This is a genomic window from Pseudoroseicyclus tamaricis (assembly GCF_012070395.1).
Taxonomy (GTDB): Bacteria; Pseudomonadota; Alphaproteobacteria; order Rhodobacterales; family Rhodobacteraceae; genus Pseudoroseicyclus_A; species Pseudoroseicyclus_A tamaricis.
The window spans coordinates 395050-420704 of the sequence record NZ_JAAFYS010000001.1 but is presented as its reverse complement, the minus strand read 5'-3'; the positions used below and the strand labels follow the sequence as shown (position 1 = coordinate 420704).

The 25655-nt window shown below is 69.8% G+C and carries 28 protein-coding genes; 22 read left to right on the top strand and 6 right to left on the bottom strand.

What is annotated here, in order from left to right; translation table 11 throughout:
• Positions 1-29 precede the first annotated feature (29 nt).
• Positions 30-848, bottom strand: a complete 819-nt coding sequence (locus tag GY170_RS01960) for an ABC transporter permease (protein ID WP_235923988.1) — start codon at positions 846-848, stop codon at positions 30-32.
• A gap of 124 nt (positions 849-972) precedes the next feature.
• Here GY170_RS01960 and GY170_RS01955 point away from each other — a divergent pair, with 124 nt between their 5' ends.
• The 5 genes from GY170_RS01955 (at position 973) to preA (ending at position 5589) form a co-directional block, all read left to right on the top strand.
• Positions 973-1431: a 4'-phosphopantetheinyl transferase family protein gene (locus GY170_RS01955; protein WP_163889473.1), complete on the top strand. Its 459-nt coding sequence runs from the start codon at positions 973-975 to the stop codon at positions 1429-1431.
• 108 nt (positions 1432-1539) lie between these two features.
• On the top strand, positions 1540-2838 hold the full coding sequence (locus GY170_RS01950; protein WP_235924030.1) for an NAD(P)-dependent oxidoreductase: 1299 nt from the start codon (positions 1540-1542) through the stop codon (positions 2836-2838).
• Between the two features lie 81 nt (positions 2839-2919).
• On the top strand, positions 2920-3456 hold the full coding sequence (locus GY170_RS01945) for a DedA family protein (RefSeq protein ID WP_163889469.1): 537 nt from the start codon (positions 2920-2922) through the stop codon (positions 3454-3456).
• A 20-nt stretch (positions 3457-3476) separates the two neighbouring features.
• Positions 3477-4262 carry an Fpg/Nei family DNA glycosylase gene (locus GY170_RS01940; RefSeq protein WP_163889467.1) on the top strand — a complete coding sequence of 262 codons (786 nt, stop codon included), beginning with the start codon at positions 3477-3479 and terminating at the stop codon, positions 4260-4262.
• 22 nt (positions 4263-4284) lie between these two features.
• Positions 4285-5589: an NAD-dependent dihydropyrimidine dehydrogenase subunit PreA gene (gene preA / locus GY170_RS01935; protein ID WP_163889465.1), complete on the top strand. Its 1305-nt coding sequence runs from the start codon at positions 4285-4287 to the stop codon at positions 5587-5589.
• Positions 5590-5894: 305 nt separating this feature from the next.
• Here the strand turns inward: preA and GY170_RS01930 are convergent, their stop codons facing one another.
• Positions 5895-7799 (bottom strand): potassium transporter Kup, encoded by a 1905-nt coding sequence (locus GY170_RS01930; RefSeq protein WP_163889463.1) that lies wholly within the window; start codon positions 7797-7799, stop codon positions 5895-5897.
• Positions 7800-7914: 115 nt separating this feature from the next.
• Entirely contained in the window at positions 7915-9192 is a 1278-nt protein-coding gene (locus GY170_RS01925; RefSeq protein ID WP_163889461.1) for a histidine kinase dimerization/phosphoacceptor domain -containing protein, read from the bottom strand.
• 172 nt (positions 9193-9364) lie between these two features.
• Here GY170_RS01925 and GY170_RS01920 point away from each other — a divergent pair, with 172 nt between their 5' ends.
• Together GY170_RS01920 and GY170_RS01915 are read left to right on the top strand one after the other, a co-directional pair.
• Entirely contained in the window at positions 9365-10375 is a 1011-nt protein-coding gene (locus tag GY170_RS01920; RefSeq protein ID WP_163889459.1) for an LLM class flavin-dependent oxidoreductase, read from the top strand.
• A 53-nt stretch (positions 10376-10428) separates the two neighbouring features.
• Complete coding sequence (locus tag GY170_RS01915; RefSeq protein WP_163889457.1) at positions 10429-10689, top strand: DUF7218 family protein; 261 nt, start codon at positions 10429-10431, stop codon at positions 10687-10689.
• Between the two features lie 31 nt (positions 10690-10720).
• Here the strand turns inward: GY170_RS01915 and GY170_RS01910 are convergent, their stop codons facing one another.
• Positions 10721-11368 (bottom strand): TetR family transcriptional regulator C-terminal domain-containing protein, encoded by a 648-nt coding sequence (locus GY170_RS01910; protein WP_163889455.1) that lies wholly within the window; start codon positions 11366-11368, stop codon positions 10721-10723.
• Positions 11369-11558: 190 nt separating this feature from the next.
• Here GY170_RS01910 and GY170_RS01905 point away from each other — a divergent pair, with 190 nt between their 5' ends.
• The 15 genes from GY170_RS01905 to galE all read left to right on the top strand — a co-directional run bounded on the left by GY170_RS01905 (position 11559) and on the right by galE (position 23716).
• Positions 11559-12761, top strand: coding sequence for a glycosyltransferase family 4 protein (locus tag GY170_RS01905; protein ID WP_163889453.1), 1203 nt, complete (start codon positions 11559-11561; stop codon positions 12759-12761).
• 27 nt (positions 12762-12788) lie between these two features.
• Positions 12789-14051: a Zn-dependent hydrolase gene (locus GY170_RS01900; RefSeq protein ID WP_163889451.1), complete on the top strand. Its 1263-nt coding sequence runs from the start codon at positions 12789-12791 to the stop codon at positions 14049-14051.
• 134 nt (positions 14052-14185) lie between these two features.
• Entirely contained in the window at positions 14186-14488 is a 303-nt protein-coding gene (locus GY170_RS01895; protein ID WP_163889449.1) for a hypothetical protein, read from the top strand.
• A 34-nt stretch (positions 14489-14522) separates the two neighbouring features.
• On the top strand, positions 14523-15323 hold the full coding sequence (locus GY170_RS01890) for an endo alpha-1,4 polygalactosaminidase (protein ID WP_163889447.1): 801 nt from the start codon (positions 14523-14525) through the stop codon (positions 15321-15323).
• Between the two features lie 23 nt (positions 15324-15346).
• Positions 15347-16801, top strand: a complete 1455-nt coding sequence (gene hydA, locus GY170_RS01885; protein WP_163889446.1) for a dihydropyrimidinase — start codon at positions 15347-15349, stop codon at positions 16799-16801.
• 61 nt (positions 16802-16862) lie between these two features.
• A complete protein-coding gene (locus GY170_RS01880) occupies positions 16863-17282 on the top strand; it encodes a VOC family protein (protein WP_209316603.1) in 420 nt (139 codons plus the stop codon).
• Positions 17279-17653, top strand: coding sequence for a hypothetical protein (locus tag GY170_RS01875; protein ID WP_163889442.1), 375 nt, complete (start codon positions 17279-17281; stop codon positions 17651-17653). Before GY170_RS01880 ends, GY170_RS01875 begins: the two co-directional genes overlap by 4 nt.
• A gap of 208 nt (positions 17654-17861) precedes the next feature.
• Positions 17862-18650, top strand: coding sequence for an ABC transporter ATP-binding protein (locus GY170_RS01870; protein ID WP_163889440.1), 789 nt, complete (start codon positions 17862-17864; stop codon positions 18648-18650).
• Positions 18647-19153, top strand: coding sequence for a hypothetical protein (locus GY170_RS01865; RefSeq protein WP_163889438.1), 507 nt, complete (start codon positions 18647-18649; stop codon positions 19151-19153). The genes GY170_RS01870 and GY170_RS01865 overlap by 4 nt, the downstream gene beginning before the upstream one ends.
• On the top strand, positions 19150-19308 hold the full coding sequence (locus GY170_RS01860) for a hypothetical protein (RefSeq protein WP_163889436.1): 159 nt from the start codon (positions 19150-19152) through the stop codon (positions 19306-19308). Before GY170_RS01865 ends, GY170_RS01860 begins: the two co-directional genes overlap by 4 nt.
• Positions 19305-19637, top strand: coding sequence for a hypothetical protein (locus tag GY170_RS01855; protein ID WP_163889434.1), 333 nt, complete (start codon positions 19305-19307; stop codon positions 19635-19637). The genes GY170_RS01860 and GY170_RS01855 overlap by 4 nt, the downstream gene beginning before the upstream one ends.
• The gene (locus GY170_RS01850; RefSeq protein ID WP_163889433.1) at positions 19634-20566 is read left to right on the top strand and encodes an ABC transporter permease; all 933 of its coding nucleotides are present in this window, start codon (positions 19634-19636) and stop codon (positions 20564-20566) included. Before GY170_RS01855 ends, GY170_RS01850 begins: the two co-directional genes overlap by 4 nt.
• Entirely contained in the window at positions 20563-21408 is an 846-nt protein-coding gene (locus tag GY170_RS01845; RefSeq protein ID WP_163889431.1) for an ABC transporter permease, read from the top strand. Before GY170_RS01850 ends, GY170_RS01845 begins: the two co-directional genes overlap by 4 nt.
• Positions 21409-21466: 58 nt before the next feature.
• Positions 21467-22471 carry an ABC transporter substrate-binding protein gene (locus GY170_RS01840; RefSeq protein ID WP_235923987.1) on the top strand — a complete coding sequence of 335 codons (1005 nt, stop codon included), beginning with the start codon at positions 21467-21469 and terminating at the stop codon, positions 22469-22471.
• A gap of 231 nt (positions 22472-22702) precedes the next feature.
• The gene (gene galE / locus GY170_RS01835; RefSeq protein ID WP_163889427.1) at positions 22703-23716 is read left to right on the top strand and encodes a UDP-glucose 4-epimerase GalE; all 1014 of its coding nucleotides are present in this window, start codon (positions 22703-22705) and stop codon (positions 23714-23716) included.
• 117 nt (positions 23717-23833) lie between these two features.
• Here galE and GY170_RS01830 read toward each other — a convergent pair whose 3' ends face one another.
• Both GY170_RS01830 and GY170_RS01825 read right to left on the bottom strand, forming a co-directional pair.
• A complete protein-coding gene (locus tag GY170_RS01830; protein ID WP_163889425.1) occupies positions 23834-24661 on the bottom strand; it encodes a TolB family protein in 828 nt (275 codons plus the stop codon).
• Positions 24662-24778: 117 nt separating this feature from the next.
• Positions 24779-25654 (bottom strand): zinc ABC transporter substrate-binding protein, encoded by an 876-nt coding sequence (locus GY170_RS01825; RefSeq protein WP_163889423.1) that lies wholly within the window; start codon positions 25652-25654, stop codon positions 24779-24781.
• Between the last annotated feature and the right edge of the window lies 1 nt (position 25655).

Genomic DNA, 25655 nt, shown 5'->3' with positions numbered 1-25655 from the left:
TTGTCAGACAATAAGCCGCAACGGCGCGCCTAGCGCTCCATCAGGTCGCGGTGGTAGCGGCGCAGCAGGGCGAAGCCGACGATGAACATCATGCCCGACACGCCGAAGACGTAGAGCGGGTCGACGTATTCCGCCTCGTATCCGTAATAGAAGCCGCGGCGCACGGCGGAGACGACGTGCAGGTAGGGGTTCCACTCCATCCACGTGCCGTAGGGCTCCGGCATCGACTCGCGCAGGAAGATGACGCCCGAGATCAGCAGCAGCGGCCGGTTGATGACCGACCAGACGCTCCGCCAGAGCGGAAGTTGTTGAAAAAGATAACAGTTCATCACGCCCACCCCGAGCGCCAGCGCCACGCCCATCGAGTAGCCGAGGAGGATCGAGGGCAGGTAGAGGATGGTGCCGGTATCCCAGAAGGACAGGATGAAGACGAAGACGAGGATCGAGGTGAGCACCTGCGTCGCCGTGTTCAGGATGAAGCGCGCCATCACCGCGTCGAGGATCGTCACGCGCGGATAGCCGAGCAGCGGCTTGGAATAGGTGAGCGACCCCGACACGCGCGACGAGACGTTGAGGGGCATCAGGAACGGCAGCAGCCCGCTGGCATAGAAGATGGCGAAGTTGCTCCCCAGCGCGGGGGAGCGGAAGCCGAGCGAGAAGATCAGCGTCAGCAGCATGATCCCGGCCGCCGGCTCGAGGATCTGCCACAGGTAGCCGCCCGGGGAGCGCCCGTAGGTGGAGCTCATCTCGCGCAGGACCAGCGCCATGATCGTCCGCAGCGTGGCGAATCGCAGCTGCTTGTGAATCGGCTTCAGCCTGGAGAGGTCGGCGGGGCTCAGATCGGACATGCGGGGCTCCTTCCCGGCGCCCCGGAAAATTCCACGCCGCGCGCCCGTGCGCAAGGCCCGGCCGCGTCCCGCGGCCTGCTTCGGCGGGGCGCCGCGCCCCTCAAGCGGTAACGATACATGAGGGGTGCTGCTGCTGCCCGCCGACATCGAGATCCTCGCCGACGCCGCCGGCAAGCCCTTCGTGAACCCCGAGCCGCTGGCCGCCCTCGGCGTCGCCACCCCCGCCCCCGCCATCACGCTCACCCATTCCGGCGGCGCCGCGCTGGCCGCCGCCGCCCCGGCCGGGCGGGTGATCGGCATCGACATGGAGGTCGAGGCCGGCGTGAACGCCGAGGCGCTGGCAAACGGTGCCTTCGGAGAGGGAGAGCGGGCGATGCTCGGCGCCGGCGGGCTGCTCTTCGGCTGGTGCGCCAAGGAGGCGGCGGCCAAGGCGCATGGGCAGGGGCTGAACGGGCGCCCGCAGAGCTTCGTCCTCTCCGCCTTCGGGGGCGAGGAGGCCAGCGTCGACGTGCCGGGCGGCGGGCCGGTGGCCGTGAAGCTGGCGCGCGAAGGCGGACGGGTCATGGCGCTGGCGCTCGGCTGAGACGCACGGCGCAGTACGCCCCATATTTTACCGCTTGGTCAAATTCGCTTTCCGTGCCAGCCTCGATTCCGGATGACATCAGGACGGGAGTGCACCTTGCCGAACGCCATGACGCCGGGCCTCGTGCCGGAGCGGCTCGACCCGCAGGAAATCAGGGATAATTTCGCCGATCTGCACCCGCCGCTGAGCGAGCATCAGGCGCATGTCGCGGCGGATCGCTGCTATTTCTGCTACGACGCGCCCTGCGTCACCGCCTGCCCGACCGCCATCGACATCCCGCTCTTCATCCGCCAGATCGCCACCGGCCGGCCGGAAGACGCGGGCCGCACGATATTTGAGCAGAACATCCTCGGCGGCATGTGCGCCCGGGTCTGCCCGACGGAGAACCTCTGCGAAGGCGCCTGCGTGCGCGAGATCGCCGAGGGGGAGCCGGTGCAGATCGGCCTGCTGCAGCGCCACGCCACCGACAGCGTCATGGCGCGGCAGGGGCATCCCTTCGTGCGCAGCGCGCCGACCGGCCGCCACGTCGCCGTTGTCGGCGGCGGACCGGCCGGGATGGCCTGCGCGCACCGGCTCGCGATGAAGGGGCACGAGGTGACCGTCTACGAGGCGCGGCCCAAGCCCGGCGGGCTCAACGAATACGGCATCGCCGCCTACAAGACGGTCGACGATTTCGCCGCCCGCGAGGTCGACTGGCTGCTCGGCATCGGCGGCATCACCATCGAGACCGGCCGCGCCCTCGGGGAGGACCTGACGCTGGCCGAGCTGGTGGAGGGCCATGACGCCGTCTTCCTCGGCCTCGGCCTCGGCGGCGTCAACGCGTTGAACGCCCCCGGCAGCGACATGACCGGGGTTGAGCCGGCGGTGCACTTCATCGAGCGCCTGCGGCAGGCGGAGGAGAAGGCGACGCTGCCCGTCGGGCGGAACGTCGTGGTGATCGGCGGCGGGATGACGGCGGTGGACGCGGCCGTGCAGTCCAAGCTGCTCGGCGCCGCCTCAGTCACGCTGGCCTACCGCAAGGGGCGCGAGGCCATGCCCGCCAGCCGGTGGGAGCAGGATCTGGCTGCCTCCAAGGGCGTGCAGCTGGTCTTCGACGTCTCCCCGGTTGAGATCCGCGGCAACGGCGCGGTGACGGAGATCGCCTTCACCCACCCGGAGAGCGAGGCCCCGGTGCTGATGCAGGCCGACCAGGTGCTGCTGGCCATCGGCCAGCGGCTGGCGGGCGATCAGGGGCTCGCCCGCGAGGGGGCGAAGATCGCCGTCACCGGGCCGGGCCGCACCTCGCTGGAGAAGGTCTGGGCCGGCGGCGATTGTGCCGCGGGCGGCGATGACCTGACGGTGACGGCGGTGGCCAACGGCCGCGACGCGGCGGAGGACATCCATGCCAGCCTGACGGCCGGCGGATGAGCGCCGGCCCGGCCCGCACCGCCCCTTGCGGCGCCCGATGCCCCGGCATAGCTGAGGCGCCGGTGCCATTCGGGGCGGGTCTTGCAGGGCTTCATCGACACGATTCTCGCCTTCGCGGAGGCGAACGCCGAATGGGCGGCGGTGATCGCCTTCGCGCTGGCGTTCGCCGAGACGACCTTGCTGCTGTCGATCTTCGTGCCCTCCACGACGATCCTCTTCGGCTTCGGCGCCCTCTCCGCCAGCGGCGCGCTGCACCTCGCCCCGATCTGGATCGGCGGCGCGCTGGGCAGCGCCCTCGGTTCCAGCGTCAGCTACGCGCTCGGCCGGCACTACGGGGACTGGGCGCTCTCGCGCTGGCCCCTCTCCCGCCGGCCGGACGTCACCGCCCGCGCCAAGGAGACGATGCGCCGCTGGGGCGTGGCCGCGCTGCCCATCGCGCATTTCCTCGGCCCGCTGCGGCCGGTGATCTTCGCCCTTGCCGGGCTGTCGCTGATGCGCTTCCCCCGCTTTCTGGCGTGGGACATCGTCGGCTGCATCGCCTGGGCCTACGCCATCCCGATGTCGGGGCAGCTCGGCGGCGACGCCATCTCCCTCCTCTGGCGCTTGGCGACGGACTGATCCGGGCGGGAGGGCGCTAGATGCCCGAACTGCCCGCAGCCGAGGCCAACCGCCGGCGGGTGGAGGCCGGGGCCCTCCACCGGACAATTGCCGCCATCTCGGTCGACGATCCCGGCCCGATGACCATGCCGACGCCGGCGGAACAGAAGAGGCTGATCGGCACGCAGTTCACGCAGGCGCGGCGCTACGGCAAGTACGTCTTCCTCGGCTCCGCCACCGGGCCGTGGCTGGTGATCAGCCTCGGCATGACCGGCATCATCCAGACCTATGACGAGACGGAGGGCGCGCCGAAGCACGCCAAGCTGACGGTGACCTTCGAGGGCGACCGCCGCCTCGCCTACATCTGCCCCCGCAAGTTCGGCGATGCCTACGTGGCCGAGAGCGTCGAGGCGTTCGTGGCAGAGCACAAGCTCGGGCCGGATGCGCTGGAGATCGGCAAGGCCGAGTTCGCGGAACGGGTCGGCCCTTCGAAGAGCGCCATCAAGACCGTGCTGATGGACCAGTCCCGCCTCGCCGGCATCGGCAACCTGTGGTCGGACGAGACGCTCTACCGCGTCGGCCTCTCCCCCGAGATCCCGGCGAACGCGCTCGGCGACAACCGCCTCGGCGACATCCATGCCGCCGCGCAGGAGATCCTGCAGGCCGCGGTCGACACACCGGACGCGCCGAAGAGCCTGCCGGACGACTGGCTCGTCCACCACCGCAAGCCCGGCGCCCCCTGCCCCCGCTGCGGCGGCACCATCAAGAAGAAGAGCATCGGCGGCCGCTCCGCCTATTTCTGCCCCGACCATCAGGAGGGGGCATGACGCGCCCACAGGAGACCACCCCATGGCTGACCTGACCACCGACTTCCTCGGCATCCGCTCGCCCAACCCGTTCTGGCTCGCCTCTGCCCCGCCGACGGACAAGGAATACAACGTCCGCCGCGCCTTCGACGCCGGCTGGGGCGGCGTCGTCTGGAAGACACTGGGCGAGGAGGGGCCGCCCGTCGTCAACGTCAACGGCCCGCGCTACGGCGCCATCTACGGGGCCGACCGGCGGCTCCTCGGCCTCAACAACATCGAGCTCATCACCGACCGCCCGCTGGAGGTGAACCTGCGCGAGATGAAGGCCGTCAAGCGCGACTACCCCGACCGGGCGCTGATCGCCTCGATCATGGTGCCCTGCGAGGAGGAGGCGTGGCGCAAGATCCTGCCGCTGGTGGAGGAGACGGGCGCCGACGGCATCGAGCTCAACTGCGGTTGCCCGCACGGGATGAGCGAGCGGGGCATGGGCTCTGCCGTGGGGCAGGCGCCCGACCTGATCGAGATGATCACCCGCTGGTGCAAGCAGATGACGCGGATGCCCGTCATCGTGAAGCTCACCCCCAACATCACCGATGTGCGCGGGCCCGCTCGCGCCGCGAAGGCCGGCGGGGCCGATGCGGTGAGCCTGATCAACACGATCAACTCCATCACCTCGGTAGATCTCGATAACTTCAGCCCGCAGCCGACCATCGACGGCAAGGGCACCCACGGCGGCTATTGCGGCCCGGCGGTGAAGCCCATCGCCATGAACATGGTCGCCGAGATCGCCCGCGACGCCGAGACGCACGGCCTGCCCATCTCGGGCATCGGCGGCATCACCACGTGGCGCGACGCGGCGGAGTTCATGGCGCTCGGCTGCGGCAACGTGCAGGTCTGCACGGCGGCGATGACCTACGGCTTCAAGATCGTGGACGAGATGAAGCGCGGCCTCTCCGGCTGGATGGACGAGAAGGGCTACGCGTCGGTCAGCGACTTCGTCGGCCGCGCGGTGCCCAACGTCACGGACTGGCAGTACCTGAACCTCAACTACGTCACCAAGGCCCGGATCGACCAGGATCTCTGCATCAAGTGCGGCCGCTGCTATGCGGCGTGCGAGGATACCTCCCACCAGGCCATCGCGATGAAGCCCGGCCGGGTCTTCGAGGTGAAGGACGACGAATGCGTCGCCTGCAACCTCTGCGTCGACGTCTGCCCGGTGGAGGATTGCATCACCATGACCGAGCTGGACGCCGGTACGGTGGACGAGCGGACGGGCCGCGTGGTCGAGGGCGAATACGCCAACTGGACGACACACCCGAACAACCCCTCCGCCCAGGCGGCGGAGTGAGCGAGGCGGTGGGTTCGTAACCCACCACTCCGATGCAGCCCCTCTCCCCGGGGGAGCCGGGCGAGCGCCGGCCCGTGGGGTGGCGCTCCGACGATCGTGCACGTGCGCTTTATGGTGCCCCCACCTCCCCGCTCTGAGCGGAGCACCAAGCTCAGCCAGAGCGCCAGCCCGCGGGACGGGACGGCGCTCGCCCGGCCTTCGGCGCGCTTACGGGCGGGGGATGAGCTCGGGCGATGCGCCCCAGGGCGAAAGCGATCCCTCCGCCCGCAGGATGGGTTTGTAACCCACCTCCCGCCGCCCCCCGCTCACAACGTCAACTGCTGCCCCAGCTCCACCACGCGGTTGGAGGGCAGGTGGAAATACTCCCCCGGGCTCGAGGACGCCCGGTAGAGCCCCGCGAACAGCATGTGCCGCAGCCGCGTCAGGCCCTTCTTCGGCGAGAGCTTGAAGCTGCGGTGGTTGAGAAAGAAGGACGTCTGCATGACGTCGAACTTCACCGCCTGTTTCAGCGCCACCGGCAGGTTCGGCGTGTCCATATAGCCGAAGGTCAGGCGGACGCGCAGGAAGCTCTCCGACAGCTGCATCACCTCCGGCACCTCCGCCAGCGGCACGTGGGGGCGGTCGGCCGTGGCCACCGTCACCACGATGTTGCGCTCGTGCAGCACGCCGTTGTGCTTGAGGTTGTGCAGCAGCGCCCGCGGGGCCGCCACCGGCTGGGCGGAGAGGAAGACGGCCGTCCCCCGCACCCGCGCGATGCGGGGGGAGTGCTCGATATCCGCGATCAGCCGGGTCAGCGGCACGGCCTCTCCGGCGGATTTGACGAGGACGAGCCGCGTCCCCTCCGCCCAGACGATCATCACCAGCACCAGCCCGGCGGCGACCGTCAGAGGCAGCCAGCCGCCGTCGCCGATCTTCGTCAGCGTCGCCGCCAGCAGCAGCGCCTCCAGCGCCACCAGCGGGCCGAAGACGAGCGCCAGCAGCGCCGGCCGCCAGCGCCAGACATGCGCGAAGACGACGATTGCGAGCGCCGAGGTCACCAGCATGACGCCGGTCACGGCGATGCCGTAGGCCGTCGCCAGCCGCTCGGAGGAGGCGAAGGTCAGCACCAGCAGCACCACGAAGAGGAAGAGCAGCAGGTTCACCTGCGGCAGGTAGATCTGCCCGGCATGCGTCTCTGACGTGTGGCGGGCGCGCAGGCGCGGCACCAGCCCCAGCTGCGCCGCCTGATGGGCGACGGAGAAGGCGCCGGTGATCACCGCCTGCGCGGCGATGATCGTCGCCGCCGCGGCGAGGACGAGCAGGGCCGGCAGCGCCGCCTCCGGCACCATCAGGAAGAACGGGTCCGCCGCCGCCTCAGGCCGGGAGAGGACGAGCGCCCCCTGCCCGAGGTAGGCGAGCATCAGCCCCGGCAGCACCAGCGCGAACCAGGCGAGGCGGATCGGCCGACGCCCGAAGTGGCCCATGTCGGCATAAAGCGCCTCGGCCCCCGTCACGGCGAGGAAGACCGCGCCGAGGATCGGCATGGCGGCGCCGAGATGCGTCAGAAGGAAGGAGATGCCGACCACCGGGTTCAGGGCCAGCAGGATGCGCGGCTCGGCGATGATCTGCCGCAGGCCGAGCGCCGCGAGGGTGACGAACCAGACCAGCATGATCGGGCCGAACCAGCGCCCGACCCGTGCCGTGCCGCTGCGCTGCGCGAGGAAGAGCAGCACGAGGATGCCCACCGCCGCCGGCAGCACCCAGCGCTCGAAGCCGGGAGAGAGGTAGGTGAGCCCCTCCGTCGCCGAGAGCACCGAGATGGCCGGGGTGATCATCGCGTCGCCGAAGAACAGCGCCGTGCCGACGATGCCGGCGATGAGCACCCAGCGGCCCCGCCGCCCCAGCGCCCGCTCGCAGAGCGCGAGGAGGGAGAGCGTGCCCCCCTCCCCCCTGTTGTCGGCCCGCAGCATGAGCACGACGTACTTCAGCGTCACGATGACGATCAGCAGCCAGACGAGCAGCGAGACGACGCCGGTGACATTGGCGCTGGCGGCGGCTGCGGCGAGCGCCGGATCGGCCGGGGCCGCGGCACGCAGGCTCTCGCGGAGCGCGTAGAGCGGGCTGGTGCCAATATCGCCATAGACGATCCCGGCGGAGCCGAGGCTGAGGGAGAGTGTGCCGGATACGGACGGCTGCCGATCACCGGCATAGCCGGCGTCGAAGGCAGACATGGGGAACCCCGAAGGAGGAAGCCCCAGGAGGGCTTCAGCGGCCGAGCATATAATCCTGCCGCCTCACCCCGGCAAGAGCCGCCATCTGGCGGTCAGGCAGGGCGGGACGCCCGTCTCATGCGGCGGAATCTGCCCTGCCGTCGCCGATCGGCAAGCTGGTCCCGGCGCCGAGCTCGCCACCGAGGGGGGCGCCCGCCGCCGCGCCGAGGCTGGCAAGGGCGGCGGCGGCGCCGGCCTTCACGGCCTCGCCGGCGGTCCGGCCCGGTTGCCGCGGGCCGGTGGGGCGGAAGGGCACGGAGAGGCTCGTCCCGCCTCCGGGCGCCGTGCCCGGGGCGGCGTGGGGCGCGCCGAGCTGCTGAAGCATCGATTCGATGATCGCATGGCCCAGCCCGCGCGGCCGGCCATTGGCGCCTACTGGCTCCGGTGTCTCGGGCAGGCCGATGCCGTCGTCGCTGCAGGTCAGCTCGTAATGGCCATCCGGCAGGTAGTGGCCGGTGAGACAGATCGTCCCCTCCTGCCCGCCCGGGAAGGCGTGGCGCACGGCGTTCACCGCCATCTCGTTGACGAGCGTGCCCAGCGCCGCCGCGGTGCGCGGATCGACCTTGCAGGCGGCCAGATCGGCCTTGTGGCGGATGTTCATCGGCGCCTCGGAGAGGGAGAGCCGCAGGATGCGGCCGAGGTAGACCGGCAGGTCGACCTCCTCGCCGGTGCCCGAGTAGCACAGCGCCTCGTGCAGCGTGGCGATGGCCTTCAGCCGCTGCTCCGTCGCCTGCAGCGCCTCGCGGGCGACGACATTCTCCTTCGGCAGCATCCGCACCTGCAGGCGGATGTGCGAGGCGACGGACTGCAGCGAATTCTTGATCCGGTGATCCGTCTCGCGCGCCGCCATCTCCTGCTGCTGCACCGAGTTGCGCAGCGTGATCAGGCGCATCGCCTGCAGCGCCAGATCGCCGAGCACCTGCTTTTGCATCTCCGTCAGCTCGCGCGGCCGGGTATCGAGCACGCAGACGGAGCCGAGCGGCAGGCCCGTGCCCGGATCGACGATCGGCACCCCGGCATAGAAGCGGAACGCGTCCTCGCCCTGGCAGAGCGGGTTGTCCACGGTGCGGGCATCGGCCTGCGTATCCTGCACCTCGAAGAGTTCGGTACCGAGGATGGCATGGCTGCAGATCGAGCTTTCCAGCCCCGTCTCCTCCAGCGCGCAGCCGAGGCGGGACTTGAACCATTGCCGGTCATGCGAAACGAAGGAAATCAGCGCCGTCGGCACCTTGCACACCGCCGCAGCGATGCGGGTGATGCTGTCGAACTCCTCCTCCGGCTCCGTGTCGAGGATGCCGTAGGCCTCCAGCAAATCGAGCCGGTCACCCTGAAGGGGATGTTCGTCTGCGAGCATGGGAACTCCTGCGATCTGCGCGAGCCGGGCGGCAGGGAAATGATGGGACATGCCAAATCAGGCACTTGGTCCCCCCATCGACGCATTGATCGTATGATCCGGCGTGCCGGCTGTAAAGGCGAGCCTTGCATCGAGACGCGGAAATCCCAATTCAATATCAACGGAGATGCATATGAACCGATATTCCCTTCTCGATCTCGCCGCCGTCCCCGAGGGCAGCGACGCCGGCACGGCCCTCGTCAACACGCGGGACCTTGCCCAACGTGCCGAAGCCCTTGGCTTCCATCGCTACTGGCTGGCGGAGCACCACAACATGCCGGGCATCGCCTCGGCCGCGACCTCCATCGTCATCGGCCACGTGGCGGAGGCGACGTCGACCATCCGCGTCGGCTCCGGCGGCGTGATGCTGCCCAACCATGCGCCCCTCGTGGTGGCCGAGCAGTTCGGCACGCTGGCGACGCTCTACCCGGGGCGGATCGACCTCGGCCTCGGCCGCGCGCCGGGCACCGACATGCAGACGGCCATGGCGCTGCGCCGCAACATGCAAGGGGCCGACCGCTTCCCCGAGGACGTGGTGGAGATCATGGGCTACTTCGCCGACGGGGCGGAGCACGCCAAGGTTCAAGCCGTACCGGGCGCCGGCACCAACGTGCCCGTCTGGATCCTCGGCTCCTCGCTCTACGGCGCACAGCTCGCCGCGCACCTCGGCCTGCCCTACGCCTTCGCCAGCCACTTCGCCCCCGCGATGCTGGAGGAGGCGAGCTACATCTACCGCACCCGCTTCCAGCCCTCGCAGTACCTGTCGGAGCCATACTTCATGATGGCGATGGGTGTCTGCGCGGCGGACAGCGACGAGGAGGCGGAGTACCAGCGCTCCTCGCAGATCCTCTCCTTCGCCCGCCTGCGCACCGGTCGCCCCGGCAAGCTGCCGGCGCCGACGCATGACCTCTCCGAGGTGCCGGCGGAGGTGATGGCCGGTGTCGAGCAGGCCTTCTCCTGCTCCGCAGTCGGCGGGCCGCAGACGGTGCGGCGCCGCATCGAGGAGCTGGTGGAGCGTCATCGCCCCGACGAGGTGATGATCACCGGCATGATGCACGACCATGCCGCCCGCGTCCGCTCTACCGAGATTGCAGCGGAGATCCTGTCGGACATGGCGAAACCGGCGGCGACGGCGGCGGAATAGCCGGAACAAGGCCCGGGCAGTCCGCGTTTTCGAGCAAACGACAGGAGGACGTCATGGCCAAGAACCACGGATCGCAGATCAAGGACGACGACACCTACGAGGAACTGCGCAAGCAGGGCGAATCGAAGGAGAAGGCTGCGCGGATCGCCAATGCCCGCGCCGCCGGGGACCACCCGTCCAAGAAGGGCGGCAAGGCGCCCTCCTACGAGGAGTGGACGAAGGACGATCTCTACGAGCGCGCGCAGGAGATTGGCATCGAGGGCCGCTCCGACATGGACAAGGACGAGCTGATCGAGGCGCTGCGCAAGCACTGACGCGCCCGCAGCGGCCCGTCACAGATGGCCGTCAGGGTCCCGGCGCCATCAGCCGGGTGAACAGCATCTCGAGGAACGCCTCGGCGCGGGGGTACGGGTCTTCCCGACCCAACACCGCGCCGATCTGCACCTCGAAATCGGCATAGTGCTGCGTCAGCGCCCAGATGGAGATGATGAGGTGGTGGCCGTCGAGGGGCGGCAGCCGCTCCTCCCCCACCCAGCCGGCGATCACCGCGGCCTTCTCGTCCACCACCGCGCGCAGCTCGCCGGAGAGACGGGCGGCGACGTGGGGGGCGCCCTGCAGGACCTCGTTGGCGAAAAGGCGGCTCTCACGGGGGTAGCGGCGCGACATCTCCATCTTGCCGCGCACGTAGCCGAGGATCTCGCCGCGCGGATCTCCCGTCTCGTCGAGGGCGCGCAACGGGTCGAGCCAGGTGCTCAGGATCCGTTCGAGCAGCGCCGAATGCATCGCCGACTTGGAGCGGAAGTAGTAGAGCAGGTTGGGCTTGGAGAGGCCCGCCTCCCCCGCGATCTCGTCGAGCGTGGCGCCGCGAAAGCCCTTCTTGGAGAAGACCTCCAGCGCCGCATCGAGGATCGCCTCTCGATTGCGCTCCCGGATGCGGCTGGGCCGGCGGGTGGCGGCCGGGCCGGCGCAATTGCTGCCATCATCGTCCCGCACGCGCCTCACACCTTGCCCCGGCCCCGGCTCTCGGGGCAACCTGCGGCCAGCCAACGGCAGATGGCGGGCCTCGGGGGAAGGTAGCTTCAAGGATGCGGCGCGGTCAATTTCCCCTCACGGCAGGGTCGCCGCCGGTGTGCGCGCGGCCCCAGGCCGGAGCGCCGCCGCGCTCCCCCGATCCGGGACGGACATGAAGAAACTACTGATCTTTCAGTACGGTGACGTCCGCACGGCGATGCGCAATTTCAACGCAGGCGGTACCGAGACCTATTACGACCAGCGGCGGGCCGTCGCCTACCTGCAGGAGCGGGCAGGCGACGGGCTGACGATCAGCGTCGCCTACCCGGTCGCCGAGGACGCCTACGAGGACGAGGTCACCCCCGGCCTGCACTGCATCGGCGTGCCCGTCCGCCACTTCTACGACAGCGATCTCGGCCCCGAGCTGATCGCGCGGAGCGGGGCGGAGGCGGCCATCGTCGCGGCGCCGCACGTGAAGATGCTGCGCGCGGTCCGCACCGCGGGGCTGCCCGTCTTCGCCAACTTCGCCGACGTCTTCCGCCCCGTGCGCCCATGGGAGCTGTCGCGCAGCGAGGGGCTGCGGCGGATGCGCGACAACATCGCCCTGCGCCGGCTACTGCGGGCGCCGAACGTCACCGCCGTCGGCAACCACTCGCTCGGCGCGTCGCGCTCGCTCCACAAGGTGCTGGGCGTGCCGAAGGAGCGGATCACTCCGTGGGAATGGACGTCCTTCGAGGTGACGCCCCGGCACCAGCCCTTCTGCGAAGGCGGGCTGAGCATCGTCTACGCCGGCGGCATCAGCGAGGCGAAGGGCGTCGGCGACCTGCTGCGCGCGGTGGCCGGGCTGCACGACCGGGGCCTGCGCATCCGGCTCGTCCTCTTCGGCGAGGGGCCCGACCGCCTGCCGCTGGAGGAGGAGACGGAGCGGCTGGGCCTCACCTCCTTCACCCGCTTCGCCGGGCTGCGCCCGAATGCCGAGGTGCGGGCCGCGATGGCGGAGGCGGATGCTGTCGCCGTCCCCTCGCGGCCCGTCTATGCGGAGGCCCTGCCCAACGTCATCTCCGAGGCGCTGTCCGTCTCCACCCCCGTGGTGATCACCGATCACCCGGCCTTCGCCTTCCGCTTCACCCATGACGAGGACGCGCTGATCGCGCGGTCGGGCGATCCCGGCTCCCTCGGGCGGACGCTGGGACGCCTCTATCATGAGCCGGGGCTGGCGCGCCGCCTCTCCGATGCGGCGCCGCGGGTGCTCTCGGGGTTGCGCTTCGGCACGCTCTGGTACGACCTTATGGACAACTTCCTCGGCGACCCCCGGGGCGAGAGCGGCTGGGTGGACCGGCACTCCTTCGCCCGGATGGAGGCCGCGCGGGGCTGAGACGAAACACGAAGAAGGAGCCTGCCCATGCCCGCCCCCACATCCGCCCCGGGTGAAAACCTGAAGATCGACGGCGCCCGACTCTGGGACAGCCTGATGGAGATGGCGAAGATCGGCCCGGGCATCGCCGGCGGCAACAACCGCCAGACGCTGACGGATGCCGATGCGGAAGGGCGCGCCCTCTTCAAGCGCTGGTGCGACGAGGCCGGGCTGACGACGGGCGTCGACAAGATGGGCACCATGTTCGCCCGGAGAGAGGGGGAGGACCCGACGGCCCTGCCCGTCTACGTCGGCTCCCACCTCGACACGCAGCCCACGGGCGGCAAGTACGACGGCGTCCTCGGCGTGCTCGGCGGGCTGGAGATCATCCGCACGATGAACGACCTCGGCATCAAGACGAAGCACCCGATCGTGGTGACGAACTGGACGAACGAGGAGGGCACCCGCTTCGCCCCCGCCATGCTCGCCTCCGGCGTCTTCGCCGGCGAGCACGAGCTGGACTGGGCCTACGACCGCAAGGATGCCGAGGGGAAGACCTTCGGAGAGGAGCTCAAGCGCATCGGCTGGGTCGGCGAGGAGGCGGTCGGCGGGCGCGAGATGCACGCCTTCTTCGAGTACCACATCGAGCAGGGCCCGATCCTCGAGGCGGAGGGGAAGGACATCGGCGTCGTCACCCACGGGCAGGGCCTGTGGTGGCTGCAGGTGACGCTGACGGGCAAGGACGCGCATACCGGCTCGACGCCGATGCACATGCGGGTCAACGCCGGGCTCGGCATGGCACGGATCACCGAGGCGGTGCACCGGATCGCCATGGATCACCAGCCCGCCGCCGTGGGCGCCATCGGGCAGGCGAACGTCTACCCGAACTCGCGGAACGTCATCCCGGGCAAGGCGGTCTTCACCATCGATTTCCGCTCGCCGGACCTGGAGAAGCTCACCTCCATGCGGCGCGAGCTGGAGGAGGAGGCGGCGCTGATTGCAGGCGAGCTGGGCCTCGGCATCGAGATCGAACCGGTTGGGCATTTCGACCCGGTGACCTTCGACGAGAACTGCGTCGCGGCAGTGCGCGGCGCCGCCGAGCGGCTGGGCTATTCCCACATGGATATCGTCTCCGGCGCCGGGCACGACGCCTGCTGGATCAACCGGCTCTACCCCACGGCGATGGTGATGTGCCCCTGTGTGGACGGCCTTTCCCACAACGAGGCCGAGGAGATCTCGCAGGAGTGGGCACGCAAGGGGGCCGACGTGCTCTTCCACGCGGTTGTGGAGACGGCGGAGATCGTGGAGTGAGGCTCATCCGCCCTGCCGGGCGGCCTCGCGCCGCAAGCGCCGGGCCGAGCACCCGCGGCAGGGGTTGACCCTGCCGCGCCGCCCAAGAAGGATCGGGCCGGGCCCGACCGGCACCAATCCAAGGAACACCTCGCATGACTTTCCCCTTCCGCCGCGCCCTTCTGCTGCTGCCGCTCCTCGCCGCGGCCTGCGGCACCGTCGAGACCGGCGCCGTCGACCTCTCCTTCATCCCCGGCATCGAGCCGCCGACGCCCGAGCCGCCGCCGCCCCCGCCGCCGCAGGTCGTCGCCGCCCTGCCGGCCGGCACGCCGGACAGCGTCGCCTTCCAGAACACCGATGGCTGCTGGCTCTTCTCCATCGAGGACAAGGACCCGCCGTCGGGCTTCTACGTCACTGACGATGCCGGCCAGCCGATCTGCACGCCGCGGGAGGGATAACGACACGCCGCCCCGCCCGCCGCGAAGGAGCCCCATGAGCTCAGTCCCCCCGCTCCGCCCGACCCAGCACCCGGCCCGCGCCGGCGCCGCCCTCGCCGCCATGCTGGCGGTCTGGGGCGGGGCCACGCTGGCGCAGGAGGCGCCGCGGTGGGACTGGCAGCTGCAGCCGCCCTTCGAGCTGAGCGCCGACGTGGCGATCATCGACCTCGACCCGGACGAGGTGGACGCGGCGGACGTCCAGGCTCTGCAGGCGCGCGGCGTGATGACCGTCGCCTATATCTCGGTCGGGACGTGGGAGGAGTGGCGCTCTGACGCGGGCGCCTTCCCCGACCATGTGCTCGGCCGGGTCTACGGCGACTGGCCGGACGAGCGCTTCCTCGACATCCGCGACCACGCAACGCTCCTGCCGATCATGCGGGAGCGCTTCGCGCGCGCGGCGGCGATGGGGTTCGACGCCATCGAGCCCGACAATCTCGATGTCCATATCAACGAGAGCGGCTTCGCCGTGGGGCCGGCCGACCTAGTGGCCTATGCCGAAGCGCTGGCTGAGATGGCGCACGGGATGGGCCTTCAGATCGGACAGAAGAACGTGCCCGATCTCGTCCCCCAGCTCGTGCCCGTGATGGATTTCATGGTGGCCGAGGGCTGCTTCGATGACGGCTGGTGCGACGCCGCGCTGCCCTACCTCGCCGCCGGCAAACCTGTGCTCGATGCCGAATACACCGACACCTCCGTGGATTTCACCGCCGCCTGCGCCTACGCTGCCGCCGAGGGGCTGTCGATGATCCTGCATGACCGCGATCTTGCCGGACCGGCGCACGCGGCCTGTCCATGACCCGAAACCGAAGGGGACCTTCCATGAGCAAAGTCATCAAGAACGGCACGATCGTCACCGCCGACCTCACCTATAAGGCCGACATTCTCATCGAGGGCGGCAAGATCGCCGAGATCGGGCCGGGCCTCTCTGGCGACGAGGAGCTAGACGCGACCGGCTGCTTCGTCATGCCCGGCGGCATCGACCCGCATACGCATCTGGAGATGCCCTTCATGGGAACCTTCTCCACCGACGATTTCAACACCGGCACCCGGGCGGCGTTGGCGGGCGGCACCACGATGGTCGTCGATTTCGCCCTGCCCGACCCGGGCCAGAGCCTGACCGATGCGCTCAAGCGCTGGCACAACAAGTCGGGGCAGGCGCATTGCGACTACTCCTTCCACATGGCGGTGACATGGTGGGGCGAGCAGGTCTTCGACGAGATGAAGACGGTGATCGAGGATCACGGCATCAACACGTTCAAGCATTTCATGGCCTACAAGGGCGCGCTGATGGTGAACGATGACGAGATGTACGCCTCGTTCCAGCGCCTCGCCGAGCTCGGCGGCATCGCCATGGTGCATGCCGAGAACGGCGACGTGGTGGCCGAGCTTTCCGCCCGGCTGCTGCGCGAGGGCAACACCGGGCCCGAGGCGCACGCCTACTCCCGCCCCTCCCAGGTGGAGGGCGAGGCGACCAACCGCGCCATCATGATCGCCGACATGGCGGGCGTGCCGCTCTACGTGGTGCATACCTCCTGCGAGGAGAGCCACGAGGCCATCCGCCGCGCCCGCATGGCCGGCAAGCGCGTCTGGGGCGAGCCGCTCATCCAGCACCTGACGCTGGATGAGAGCGAGTATTTCAACACCGACTGGGACCATGCGGCGCGGCGCGTCATGTCCCCCCCGTTCCGCAACAAGAAGCACCAGGATTCGCTCTGGGCGGGGCTGCAATCGGGCTCGCTTTCGGTGGTGGCGACGGATCACTGCGCCTTCACGACCGAGCAGAAGCGCTTCGGCGTCGGCGATTTCACCAAGATCCCGAACGGCACCGGGGGGCTGGAGGACCGCATCCCCATGCTCTGGACGCACGGGGTGGAGACGGGGCGGCTGACGCCGGAGGAGTTCGTCGCGGTCACCTCGACGAACATCGCCAAGATCCTGAACTGCTACCCGAAGAAGGGGGCGATCCTCGTCGGCAGCGACGCCGACATCCTCGTGCTCGACCCGGCAAAGGAGAAGACCATCACCGCGTCGACGCAGGCCTCCGCCATCGATTACAACGTCTTCGAGGGGCAGAAGGTGAAGGGCCTGCCGCGCTTCGTGCTGACGCGCGGCCATGTCGCGGTGACGGATGGCGATCTGACGACACGCGAGGGGCATGGCGAGTTCGTGAAACGGCCGGGCAACGGGTCGGTGAACCGGGCGCTCTCCAGCTGGAAGGCGCTGACCAATCCGCGGCCCGTGGAGCGCTCGGGCATCCCGGCGAGCGGGGTTTGAGCGGGAAAACGATTTCCGCGCGGAAATCGTGCACGGAAATCGCGCGATTTCCGTGCGCCCGGTGACGGGCGTGGCACTCTCGGGCATCCTCGAGGCGGCGCTCTACGTGGACGACCTCGAGGCGGCGGCGGCCTTCTACGGCGGCACGCTGGGGCTGGAGGAGATCACCCGCGTCGAGGGGCGGCACGTCTTCTTCCGCTGCGGGGCGTCGGTGCTGCTCTGCTTCATCGCCGCGGCGACGGAGCAGCCGCCGGCGCCGGATGCGCGGCTGCCCGTGCCGCCGCACGGGGCGCGGGGGCCGGGGCATGTGTGCTTCTCGGCCGAGGCAGCGGAGCTCGACCGGCTGGCGGAGGCGCTGCCGGCGGCGGGGGTGGCGATCGAGGCGGATTTTCACTGGCCGCACGGGCCAAGGTCGATCTACGTGCGCGATCCGGCTGGGAATTCCGTGGAATTCGCGGAGCCGGCGCTTTGGGGGCGGTGACGACGCCCGATCGCGCCCGGACGCCGGTCATCGGCATCGCCCTGGGCTATCTGAGCGCCTGCTGGCTCGGGGCGGTGGGCATGATCGGCGCCGTGTTTCTTGAAGAGGGGTGGGCGACGGCCAGCGTCCCGGCGCTCATGGGCTTTCTGCTCTTCGCACCGATCCTGTGCCTTCCCGTCGCCGCGCTGATGCGCTGGCTGATCCATCTCCTCGCCGGCCCACGCTGGGCCTATGCGGTGACGGGTGGGGCGCTGGGGCTGTTCTGGGGGTTCCTGCTGCTGCCCGTGCCGCTGGCTGCGGGATTCGGCCTCTGGGGGGCGCTCTGCGGGCTGGTGGACCGGTGGGTCGAGGGCCGGTTCCGGACACGGTGAGCCTGTCGCGGGGGCGCCCGCCCGACGGGGCCCGGGAGGTTGGTTGAAAACCCACCCCAGGGCGGGACACGCCTTGCCCAGAAATGCACCATCCGCCCACCCTCGCAGCACATCCGCGCGCCTGCCGTCTTGGCAAACGCCCCGCTCTCGGCTTTTGTGGCGGCATGAGATGCAAGACCCCCCGGCCCGCCCTGACCCGCGAGGCGGCATGACAGCCGCCCCCGTCATTTCCGCCAAGGATCTGAGCCTCGTATTCCATACCGGCGACGGCGACGTGCACGCGCTGAAGGACGTCACCCTCGACATCGAAAAGGGCGAGTTCGTCTCCTTCATCGGGCCGTCGGGCTGCGGCAAGACCACCTTCCTGCGCTGCATCGCCGGGCTGGAGCAGCCGACGGGCGGCACGCTCACGGTCAACGGGCTCTCCCCCGACGCCGCCCGCCGGGCCCGCGCCTATGGCTACGTCTTCCAAGCCGCCGGGCTTTACCCGTGGCGGACCATCGGCGGCAACATCCGCCTGCCGCTGGAGATCATGGGCTTCTCCAGGGCCGAGCAGGAAGAGCGGGTCGCCCGGGTGCTGGAACTGGTCGAGCTCTCCGGGTTCGAGAAGAAGTTTCCCTGGCAGCTCTCAGGCGGGATGCAGCAGCGAGCCTCCATCGCCCGGGCGCTCAGCTTCGATGCCGACATCCTGCTGATGGACGAGCCCTTCGGCGCCCTCGACGAGATCGTCCGCGACCGGCTGAACGAGGAGCTGCTGCAGCTCTGGGCGCGCACCGAGAAGACCATCGGCTTCGTGACGCACTCAATCCCCGAGGCGGTCTACCTCTCCACCAAGATCGTCGTCATGTCCCCCCGCCCGGGCCGGATCACCGACGTCATCGATAGCCCCCTGCCCCGCGAGCGCCCGCTCGATATCCGCGACAGCCGGGAGTTCATCGAGATCGCCCACCGCGTGCGCGACGGGCTGCGCGCCGGGCATGCCGAGGAGGCCCTATGACCGCACGCAATCTCGCCCTCGCGTCGCTGACCGCGCTGGCGGGGCCCGCTTTCGGCGCTCCATTTGATCAGCAGTTTGACGGCCCCTTTTCCGTCGAGGCGGTCTGGATCGATGACATGCGTTGGGTCGACGGATCTGTGCCCGGTCCCGATCGCGGTCCGCCGACGCTCATGTTGCCGTTGACCGAGCTGAACCTCGATCAGGGCGCGATGCAGGTATTCTTCGTCGAGAATGCCGTCCCAGTGCGCGGAAAAATCATGCTCGACTGCAGTTATACAGTCTATGGCCCGGCAGGCGCCGTCATCTTTGAGGATCCAGATCCGATTTGCCGCGGCATGCCCGCGACGCCATACCCAAACGAGCGTCACCTGATGCCCTTTTACACGAGCTTCGGCCTCGACGCGACGGACCCCCCCGGAAACTACCGCTTCGCCCTCACCGTGCGGGACATGGGCTCTGGCCGCAGAGTGACGGTTGAGACCACGATGGACATTGTTCCGTGACCCGCCTCCCGGCCAACCTCTCGGCGCTGGCCCGGATCGGGACGCTCTCTTACGCGGCCGTGCCCTTCATGGGCATCTGCGAGAGCGCCGAGTTCATCGAGATGGCCCACCACGTGCGCGACGTCCTGCGCGCCGGGCATGTGGAGGAGGCATGAGCGCCGGCTTCTATGCCTGGCTCGGCGGGGCGATGGTGGTGTTCCTCGCCGCCTCGTCGCTGCTGCGCGCCTCGCTCGGCAAGCCGGGCTGGCTGCTGATCGCATGCGCGCTCGCGCTCTACACGCTCGGCAACCTCATGATGCTGCGGCTGATGCGGGAGAGCGGCATGGCCGTCGCCATCTCCATCTCCGCCGTGCTGCAGCTGCTGCTCGCCAATGCCGTGGCCTTCGTCTGGTTTGGCGAGCGACCGGCGCCGATGCAGATGGCCGGCATCGCGCTCGGCGTCGCCGCCGTGGCGCTGATCGTGCTGCCGAGGACCAGCCCATGAGGGCGGCGCTGCCCGTCCTCGTCGTGCTCGCCCTGATCGGGGCGCTCTGGTACGCGGCCGTGCCCTTCATGAACATCCGCGTCTCGCTCGACCTCGCCGAGCGCATGGGCGAGACGGTGGAGCCCGAGGGCGTGAACGTCCGCCGCGAGCTCTCCGTCCCCACGCTGCTGCTCAATAACCCGGGCCGCATCGGCGAGACCTTCCGGCTGGAGCGCCCCCGCCTGCCCACGCCGGGGCAGGTGCTGTCGGAGCTCTGGGCGACGTCGGGCGCCATGGTGCTGGAGGGGCGAGGCTTCTCGAAACGCTCGCTCATCTACCATGGCTGGATCACCCTGCGCTCCACCCTCTCGGGCTTCGCGCTCGGGCTGGCGCTCGGCCTCGCGGGGGCCGTAGCCATCACCTATGCGCGCGTCGTCGAGCGCTCGCTGATGCCATGGGCGATCATCAGCCAGACCATCCCCATCGTGGCGCTGGCGCCGATGATCGTCGTGCTCTCCTCCCAGATCGGGGTGGAGGGGCGGGGCCTGCCGAAGGCCATCATCTCCGCCTATCTCTGCTACTTCCCGATCCTCGTCGGCATGGTGAAGGGGCTGAACTCGCCGTCGGACCAGCAGCTCGACCTCTTGAAGACCTACAGCGCGAGTGGCTTCCAGAGCTTCTGGAAGCTGCGACTGCCCGCCTCGATGCCCTACCTCTTCGCCTCGCTGAAGGTCGGCATCGCGGCCGCGCTCGTCGGCACCATCGTGGGCGAGCTGCCGACCGGCGCCATCTCCGGCCTCGGCGCGCGGATCCTCATCGGCGACCAGTTCGGCACACCGCTCGCCATCTGGGCCGCGCTCCTCGCCGCGGCGATCCTCGCCGGGCTGCTGGTGACGGCGCTCGACATGGTGCAGCGCTCCGTCCTGCGCCGCCGGGGAATGGCGGCATGAGCTGGCTCGCCATCATCCTCATCGTCTGGCCGCTGGCCTGGGCGCTCAACGTCGCCATGGTCCGCTCCGCCTTCGGCGAGACGCGGGCCGTCTCGCTGCTGGTGCCGCTGGTCTTCGGCGCGACGCTGATCCTCCTCTGGGAAGGGCTGGTGCGGCATTTCAACGTGATGCCGGTGATCCTGCCCGCTCCCTCCGCCGTCTGGGCGCGCTTTGTCGACAGCCGCGAGCTGCTCTGGGGAGACTTCCAGCAGACCGTCCTCAAGGGCGCCCTTTCCGGCTATGCCATCGGCTGCATCGCGGCCTTCATCGCCGCCGTGCTCATCGACCGCTCCAGCTTCCTCACCCGGGGGCTGCTGCCCATCGGCAACTTCGTCGCCGCGCTGCCCATCGTCGGCATCGCGCCGATCCTCGTCAGCTGGTTCGGCTTCGACTGGGAATCGAAGGCGGCGGTCGTCGTCGTCATGGTCTTCTTCCCGATGCTGGTGAACTGCGTGCAGGGCCTGCGGGAGACGGAGGCGATGCAGCGCGACCTGATGCGCACCTATGCCGCCAGCTACGGGCAGACGATGTGGCGCCTGCGGCTGCCGGCGGCGATGCCGTTCATCTTCAACGGCCTGAAGATCTCCACCACGCTCGCCCTCATCGGGGCCGTGGTTGCCGAATATTTCGGCTCTCCGACCCGCGGGATGGGCTTTCGCATCTCCACCGGCGTCGGGAGCTTGTCGATCGACCTCGTCTGGGCGGAGATCATGGTGGCGGCCCTCGCCGGCACTGTTCTCTACGGGGTCGTCGCATGGATCGAGCGGAGGCTGTGCTTCTGGCACCCCTCCCATCGAAAGTGAGGCCCGCGAAAGACGGGCGAGAGCCGGCGAGCAGAAAGACAGGGAAAGGATGAATATGATGACCACCAAGTTTACCGCCGCCGCCGCGCTCGCGCTGGCCGCCCTCTCCGCGCCCGCCATGGCGCAGGAGATGGACGAGGTGACGCTGCAGCTGAAATGGGTCACGCAGGCCCAGTTCGCCGGCTACTACGTCGCTCTCGATCAGGGCTTCTACGAGGAGGAGGGCCTCGACGTCACCATCCTTCCCGGCGGCCCCGACATCGCCCCCGAGCAGGTGATCGCCGGCGGCGGCGCCGATGTCATCACGACGTGGATGGCCGCCGCGCTCGCCGCGCGCGAACGCGGCCTGCCGCTGGTGAACATCGCCCAGCCCTTCAAGACGGGCGGCCTGCAGCTCACCTGCCTGAAGTCCACCGGCGTCGAGAGCGAGGAAGACTTCCCGGGCCGCACGCTCGGCGTCTGGTTCTTCGGCAACGAATACCCGTTCTACGCCTACATGGCCTCGCTCGGGCTGCCCACCGACGGCTCCGAGGGCGGCGTGGAAGTCCTCCGCCAGGCGTTCAACGTCGACCCGCTGGTGCAGGGGCAGGCCGATTGCATCTCCACCATGACCTACAACGAATACGGGCAGGTGCTGGATAACGGCTTCACCGAGGATGACCTCGTCAACTTCAACTACCTCGACATGGGCATCGGCATGCTCGAAGACGGCCTCTACGTGATGGAGGAAGACCTCGAGGATCCCGAGTTCGTCGACAAGATGGTCCGCTTCGTGCGCGCCTCGATGGAAGGCTGGAAATGGGCCGAGGAGAACCCCGAGGCCGCCGCCGAGATCGTGGTCGACAATGACCAGACCGGCGCCCAGACGCTGGAGCACCAGGTCTACATGATGGGCGAGGTCGCCAAGCTCACCGCCGGCTCCAACGGCGCGCTCGACCCGGCCGATTACGAGCAGACGGTGGCGACGCTCCTCTCCGCCGTGTCGGAAGAGAACCCGGCGATCACGGAGGAGCCGGAGGGCGCCTACACGCTGGAGATCACCGACGAGGCGCTGGCCGAGTAAGCCGGCGACAGCGAGAGACCAGCGGGGGGCCCCTCGGGCCCCCCGTCTTTTGACCGGATGCTGCGGCGCGGGGGCGCGCCCGGGGCCGTCATTGCGGCGGAGGGGGCAGCGCCTCCGGCCGGGCCGGATTTGCAACATGACGGGTCAGGGGCTGTTCTACCCGCCGGTGCCTTTTCTGCCCGGCGCCGGAGCGGTATCTGCGGCCGACCGATTTGATTTTTGGAGATTTGAATGCGTGTTCTCGTCACCGGCGGCGCCGGATTCATTGGAAGCCACACTCTGGTGGAGCTGCTCGGCCAGGGCCACCATTGCTGCGTCGTCGACAATTTCGATAACGGCTCGGCGGAGGCGCTCGCCCGCGTCCGCAAGCTCACCAACGGCCCGATGGATGTCCACGAGGCCGACATCCGGGATACCGGCCGGCTGACGGAGGTGGCGCAGGAGTTCCGCCCCGAGGCGGTGATCCACTTCGCCGGGCTCAAGGCTGTGGGCGAGAGTGCCGAGCGGCCGGTGGATTACTACGAGGTCAACGTCTCCGGCACCCTCTCCCTCATCCGCGCGATGGAGGCCTCGGGCTGCGGGCGGGTGATCTTCTCCTCCTCCGCCACCGTCTACGGTGACCCGGAGTACCTGCCCTTCGACGAGGCGCACCCGATCCGCCCGATCAACGTCTACGGGCAGACGAAGGCAATGGCCGAGCGGGTGCTTTCCGACTGGGCCTCTGCCGGGCCGGGGCGGGCGGCGGTGCTGCTGCGCTACTTCAACCCGGTCGGCGCCCATGCCTCCGGCCGCATCGGGGAGGACCCTGCGGGCATCCCCAACAACCTCATGCCCTTCCTCGCGCAGGTGGCGACGGGCGAGCGCGAGCACCTCTCCATCTTCGGCGACGATTACGACACGCCCGACGGCACCGGCGTGCGCGACTACATCCATGTGGTGGACCTCGCCCGCGCCCACGTCGCCGCCCTCGGCCGGGCCGAGGCGCTGGAAGGGCCGGAGCCGATCAACGTCGGCACCGGGCGGGGCTATTCCGTCAAGGAAATGCATGCCGCCTTTTCCAAGGCCGTGGGCCGCGAGCTGCCCTTCGTCATCGCGCCCCGCCGGCCGGGCGACATCGCCACCTCGGTTGCCGACCCGACCCGCGCGAGGGAGCGGCTGGGCTGGGAGGCCGAGTACGGCATTGAGGAGATGGCGCGGAGCATCTGGGCGTGGCAGAGCGCCAACCCGCGCGGCTACAGGGGCTGACGGAGCGCGGGGAGGCAGGCGTGCGTGGGGGCCAGCCCCCACACCCCCGAGGGTATTTTTGGCCAGATGAAGAGGGATCCGGGAGGGCGAGCGCGGCTCCCGGGCCCTCCCCGGGAGCTACTCCGGGCGGCTGTAGCGCATGAAGGCGAAGCGGGAGCCATCGGGGTGCCAGCAGGGCACGTTGATGGAGCCCTGGCCGCCGAAGAGCTGCACCAGAACGCGCGTCTCGCCCGTTGCCGTGTCGAGCATCCGTAGCTCCACCTCGTGGTCGCGCGGGTGGCCGTCGACCCCCTCCTCGTAGGAGAGGTAGAGCACCTCCGGCCCCGTCGGGCGGGGATGGGGGAACCAGTTGACGCGGGCGTCGCGGGTCATCTGCTCCAGATCGGTGCCATCAGGGCGGACGCGCCAGAGATCCATCGTGCCGCCACGGGTGGAGTTGAACCAGATGTAGGCGCCGTCGGCCGTGTAATCCGGCCCGTCGTAATGATCGCCGGTGCCGCCCGTCACCCGCACCTCCTTGCCGCCGGCGGCGGGGCAGGTGCAGATCCAGAACAGCTCGTCGCGCACCGCCGTGTAGGTGTGACTGGCGCCGTCGGGCGACCAGCCGTGCCACCAGGAGGGCATTGCCTCGGTGATCCGCGTCGGCTCCCCGCCCGTGGCGGGCAGCGTGAAGATGCAGCTCTTGCCGGGCGCGTGGGAGGAGACGACGTAGGTGGCGCCGTCGGGCGAGATGCCGTGGTCGTTGTTGAGCTTGGTGGCCATGCCCGTCTCCACCGGCTCCAGCGCGGGCACCTCCAGCGGCACGCGGAAGAGGCCGCCATTGCCGTTGACGAGCAGGTAGCTGCCGTCGGGGGCCCAGTTGGGCGCCTCGATCAGCTCCGGCACGGTCAGCAGCGTCTCCGCCTCGCCCCGTTCGATATCGAAGATCTCCAGATAAGACGTCATGTCGGCCACTCCCCCGCTGCGCCCGCCCATATGGGCAGCGCCGGCCGGCGGGGGCAAGAGGCGCCGCCGGGGCGAGGTAGGGTTGACAGGGCGGGCCGACGCCGGGCTGCGCAGGGTCTACCCGGCGAGACAGCCGGCGACCGTCTCCGCCATCTCCTCGATCAGGGCCGGGTAGAGGCCCGGGCCCTGCTCCAGGTCGGTGCCGAGGGGGTCGAGCGTGGCGCTGCGCGCCTCCGTCCCCTCCAGCAGGATCTCGGCGAGGGCGGGGGCGAACTGCACTTCGGTGAAGACGCAGGTGATGTCACCCGCGCGCACCTCGTCCTGCAGCTCCGCCAGGTGGGCGGGGCCGGGCGCGGCGCCGTCGCCGAAGGAGATGGCACCGGCATCGGAGAGGTCGAAGGCCTCGGAGAAATAGCCGTAGGCATCGTGGAAGGTGAGGAACTTCAGGCGCTGCACCGGCGTCAGCCGGGCGCGTGCCGCCTCCGTCGCCTCGGCAATGCGGGCGGCGCCCTGTGCGGCGTTGGCGCGGTAGGTCTCCTCGTTCACCGGGTCGAGCTGCGCCAGCGTGTCGGCGATGGCGGTGAGCCAGAGCGCGGCGTTGGTGGGGGCGAGCCAGGCGTGCGGGTCCGTCCCCTCGTGCTGGTGGCCGTCCCCCGAGCCGCCGGAGAAGTCGCGCAGGCTCAGGCCCTGCGCGTCCAGCAGCTCCACCGAGGTGGCCCCGGCGGCGAGGGCCGGCAGCGCCCGGGCGAGGCCGGGCGTCAGCTCCGGCCCGACCCAGAAGACGACATCTGCCCGCTCCAGCGCCGCCGCCTCGGAGGGGCGCAAAGCGTGGTCATGCGGGCTGGCGCCGGCGGGGAGGATCTGCACGGGGCTGCCGAGATCGCCCATCACCTGCGCCGCGAGGCTGTGGACGGGCGCGATGTCCGTCGCGACGGCGGGCACCTCCGCGAAGGCGGGGCCGGCGGCGAGGAGAAGCGGGAGGAGCGAGCGCATG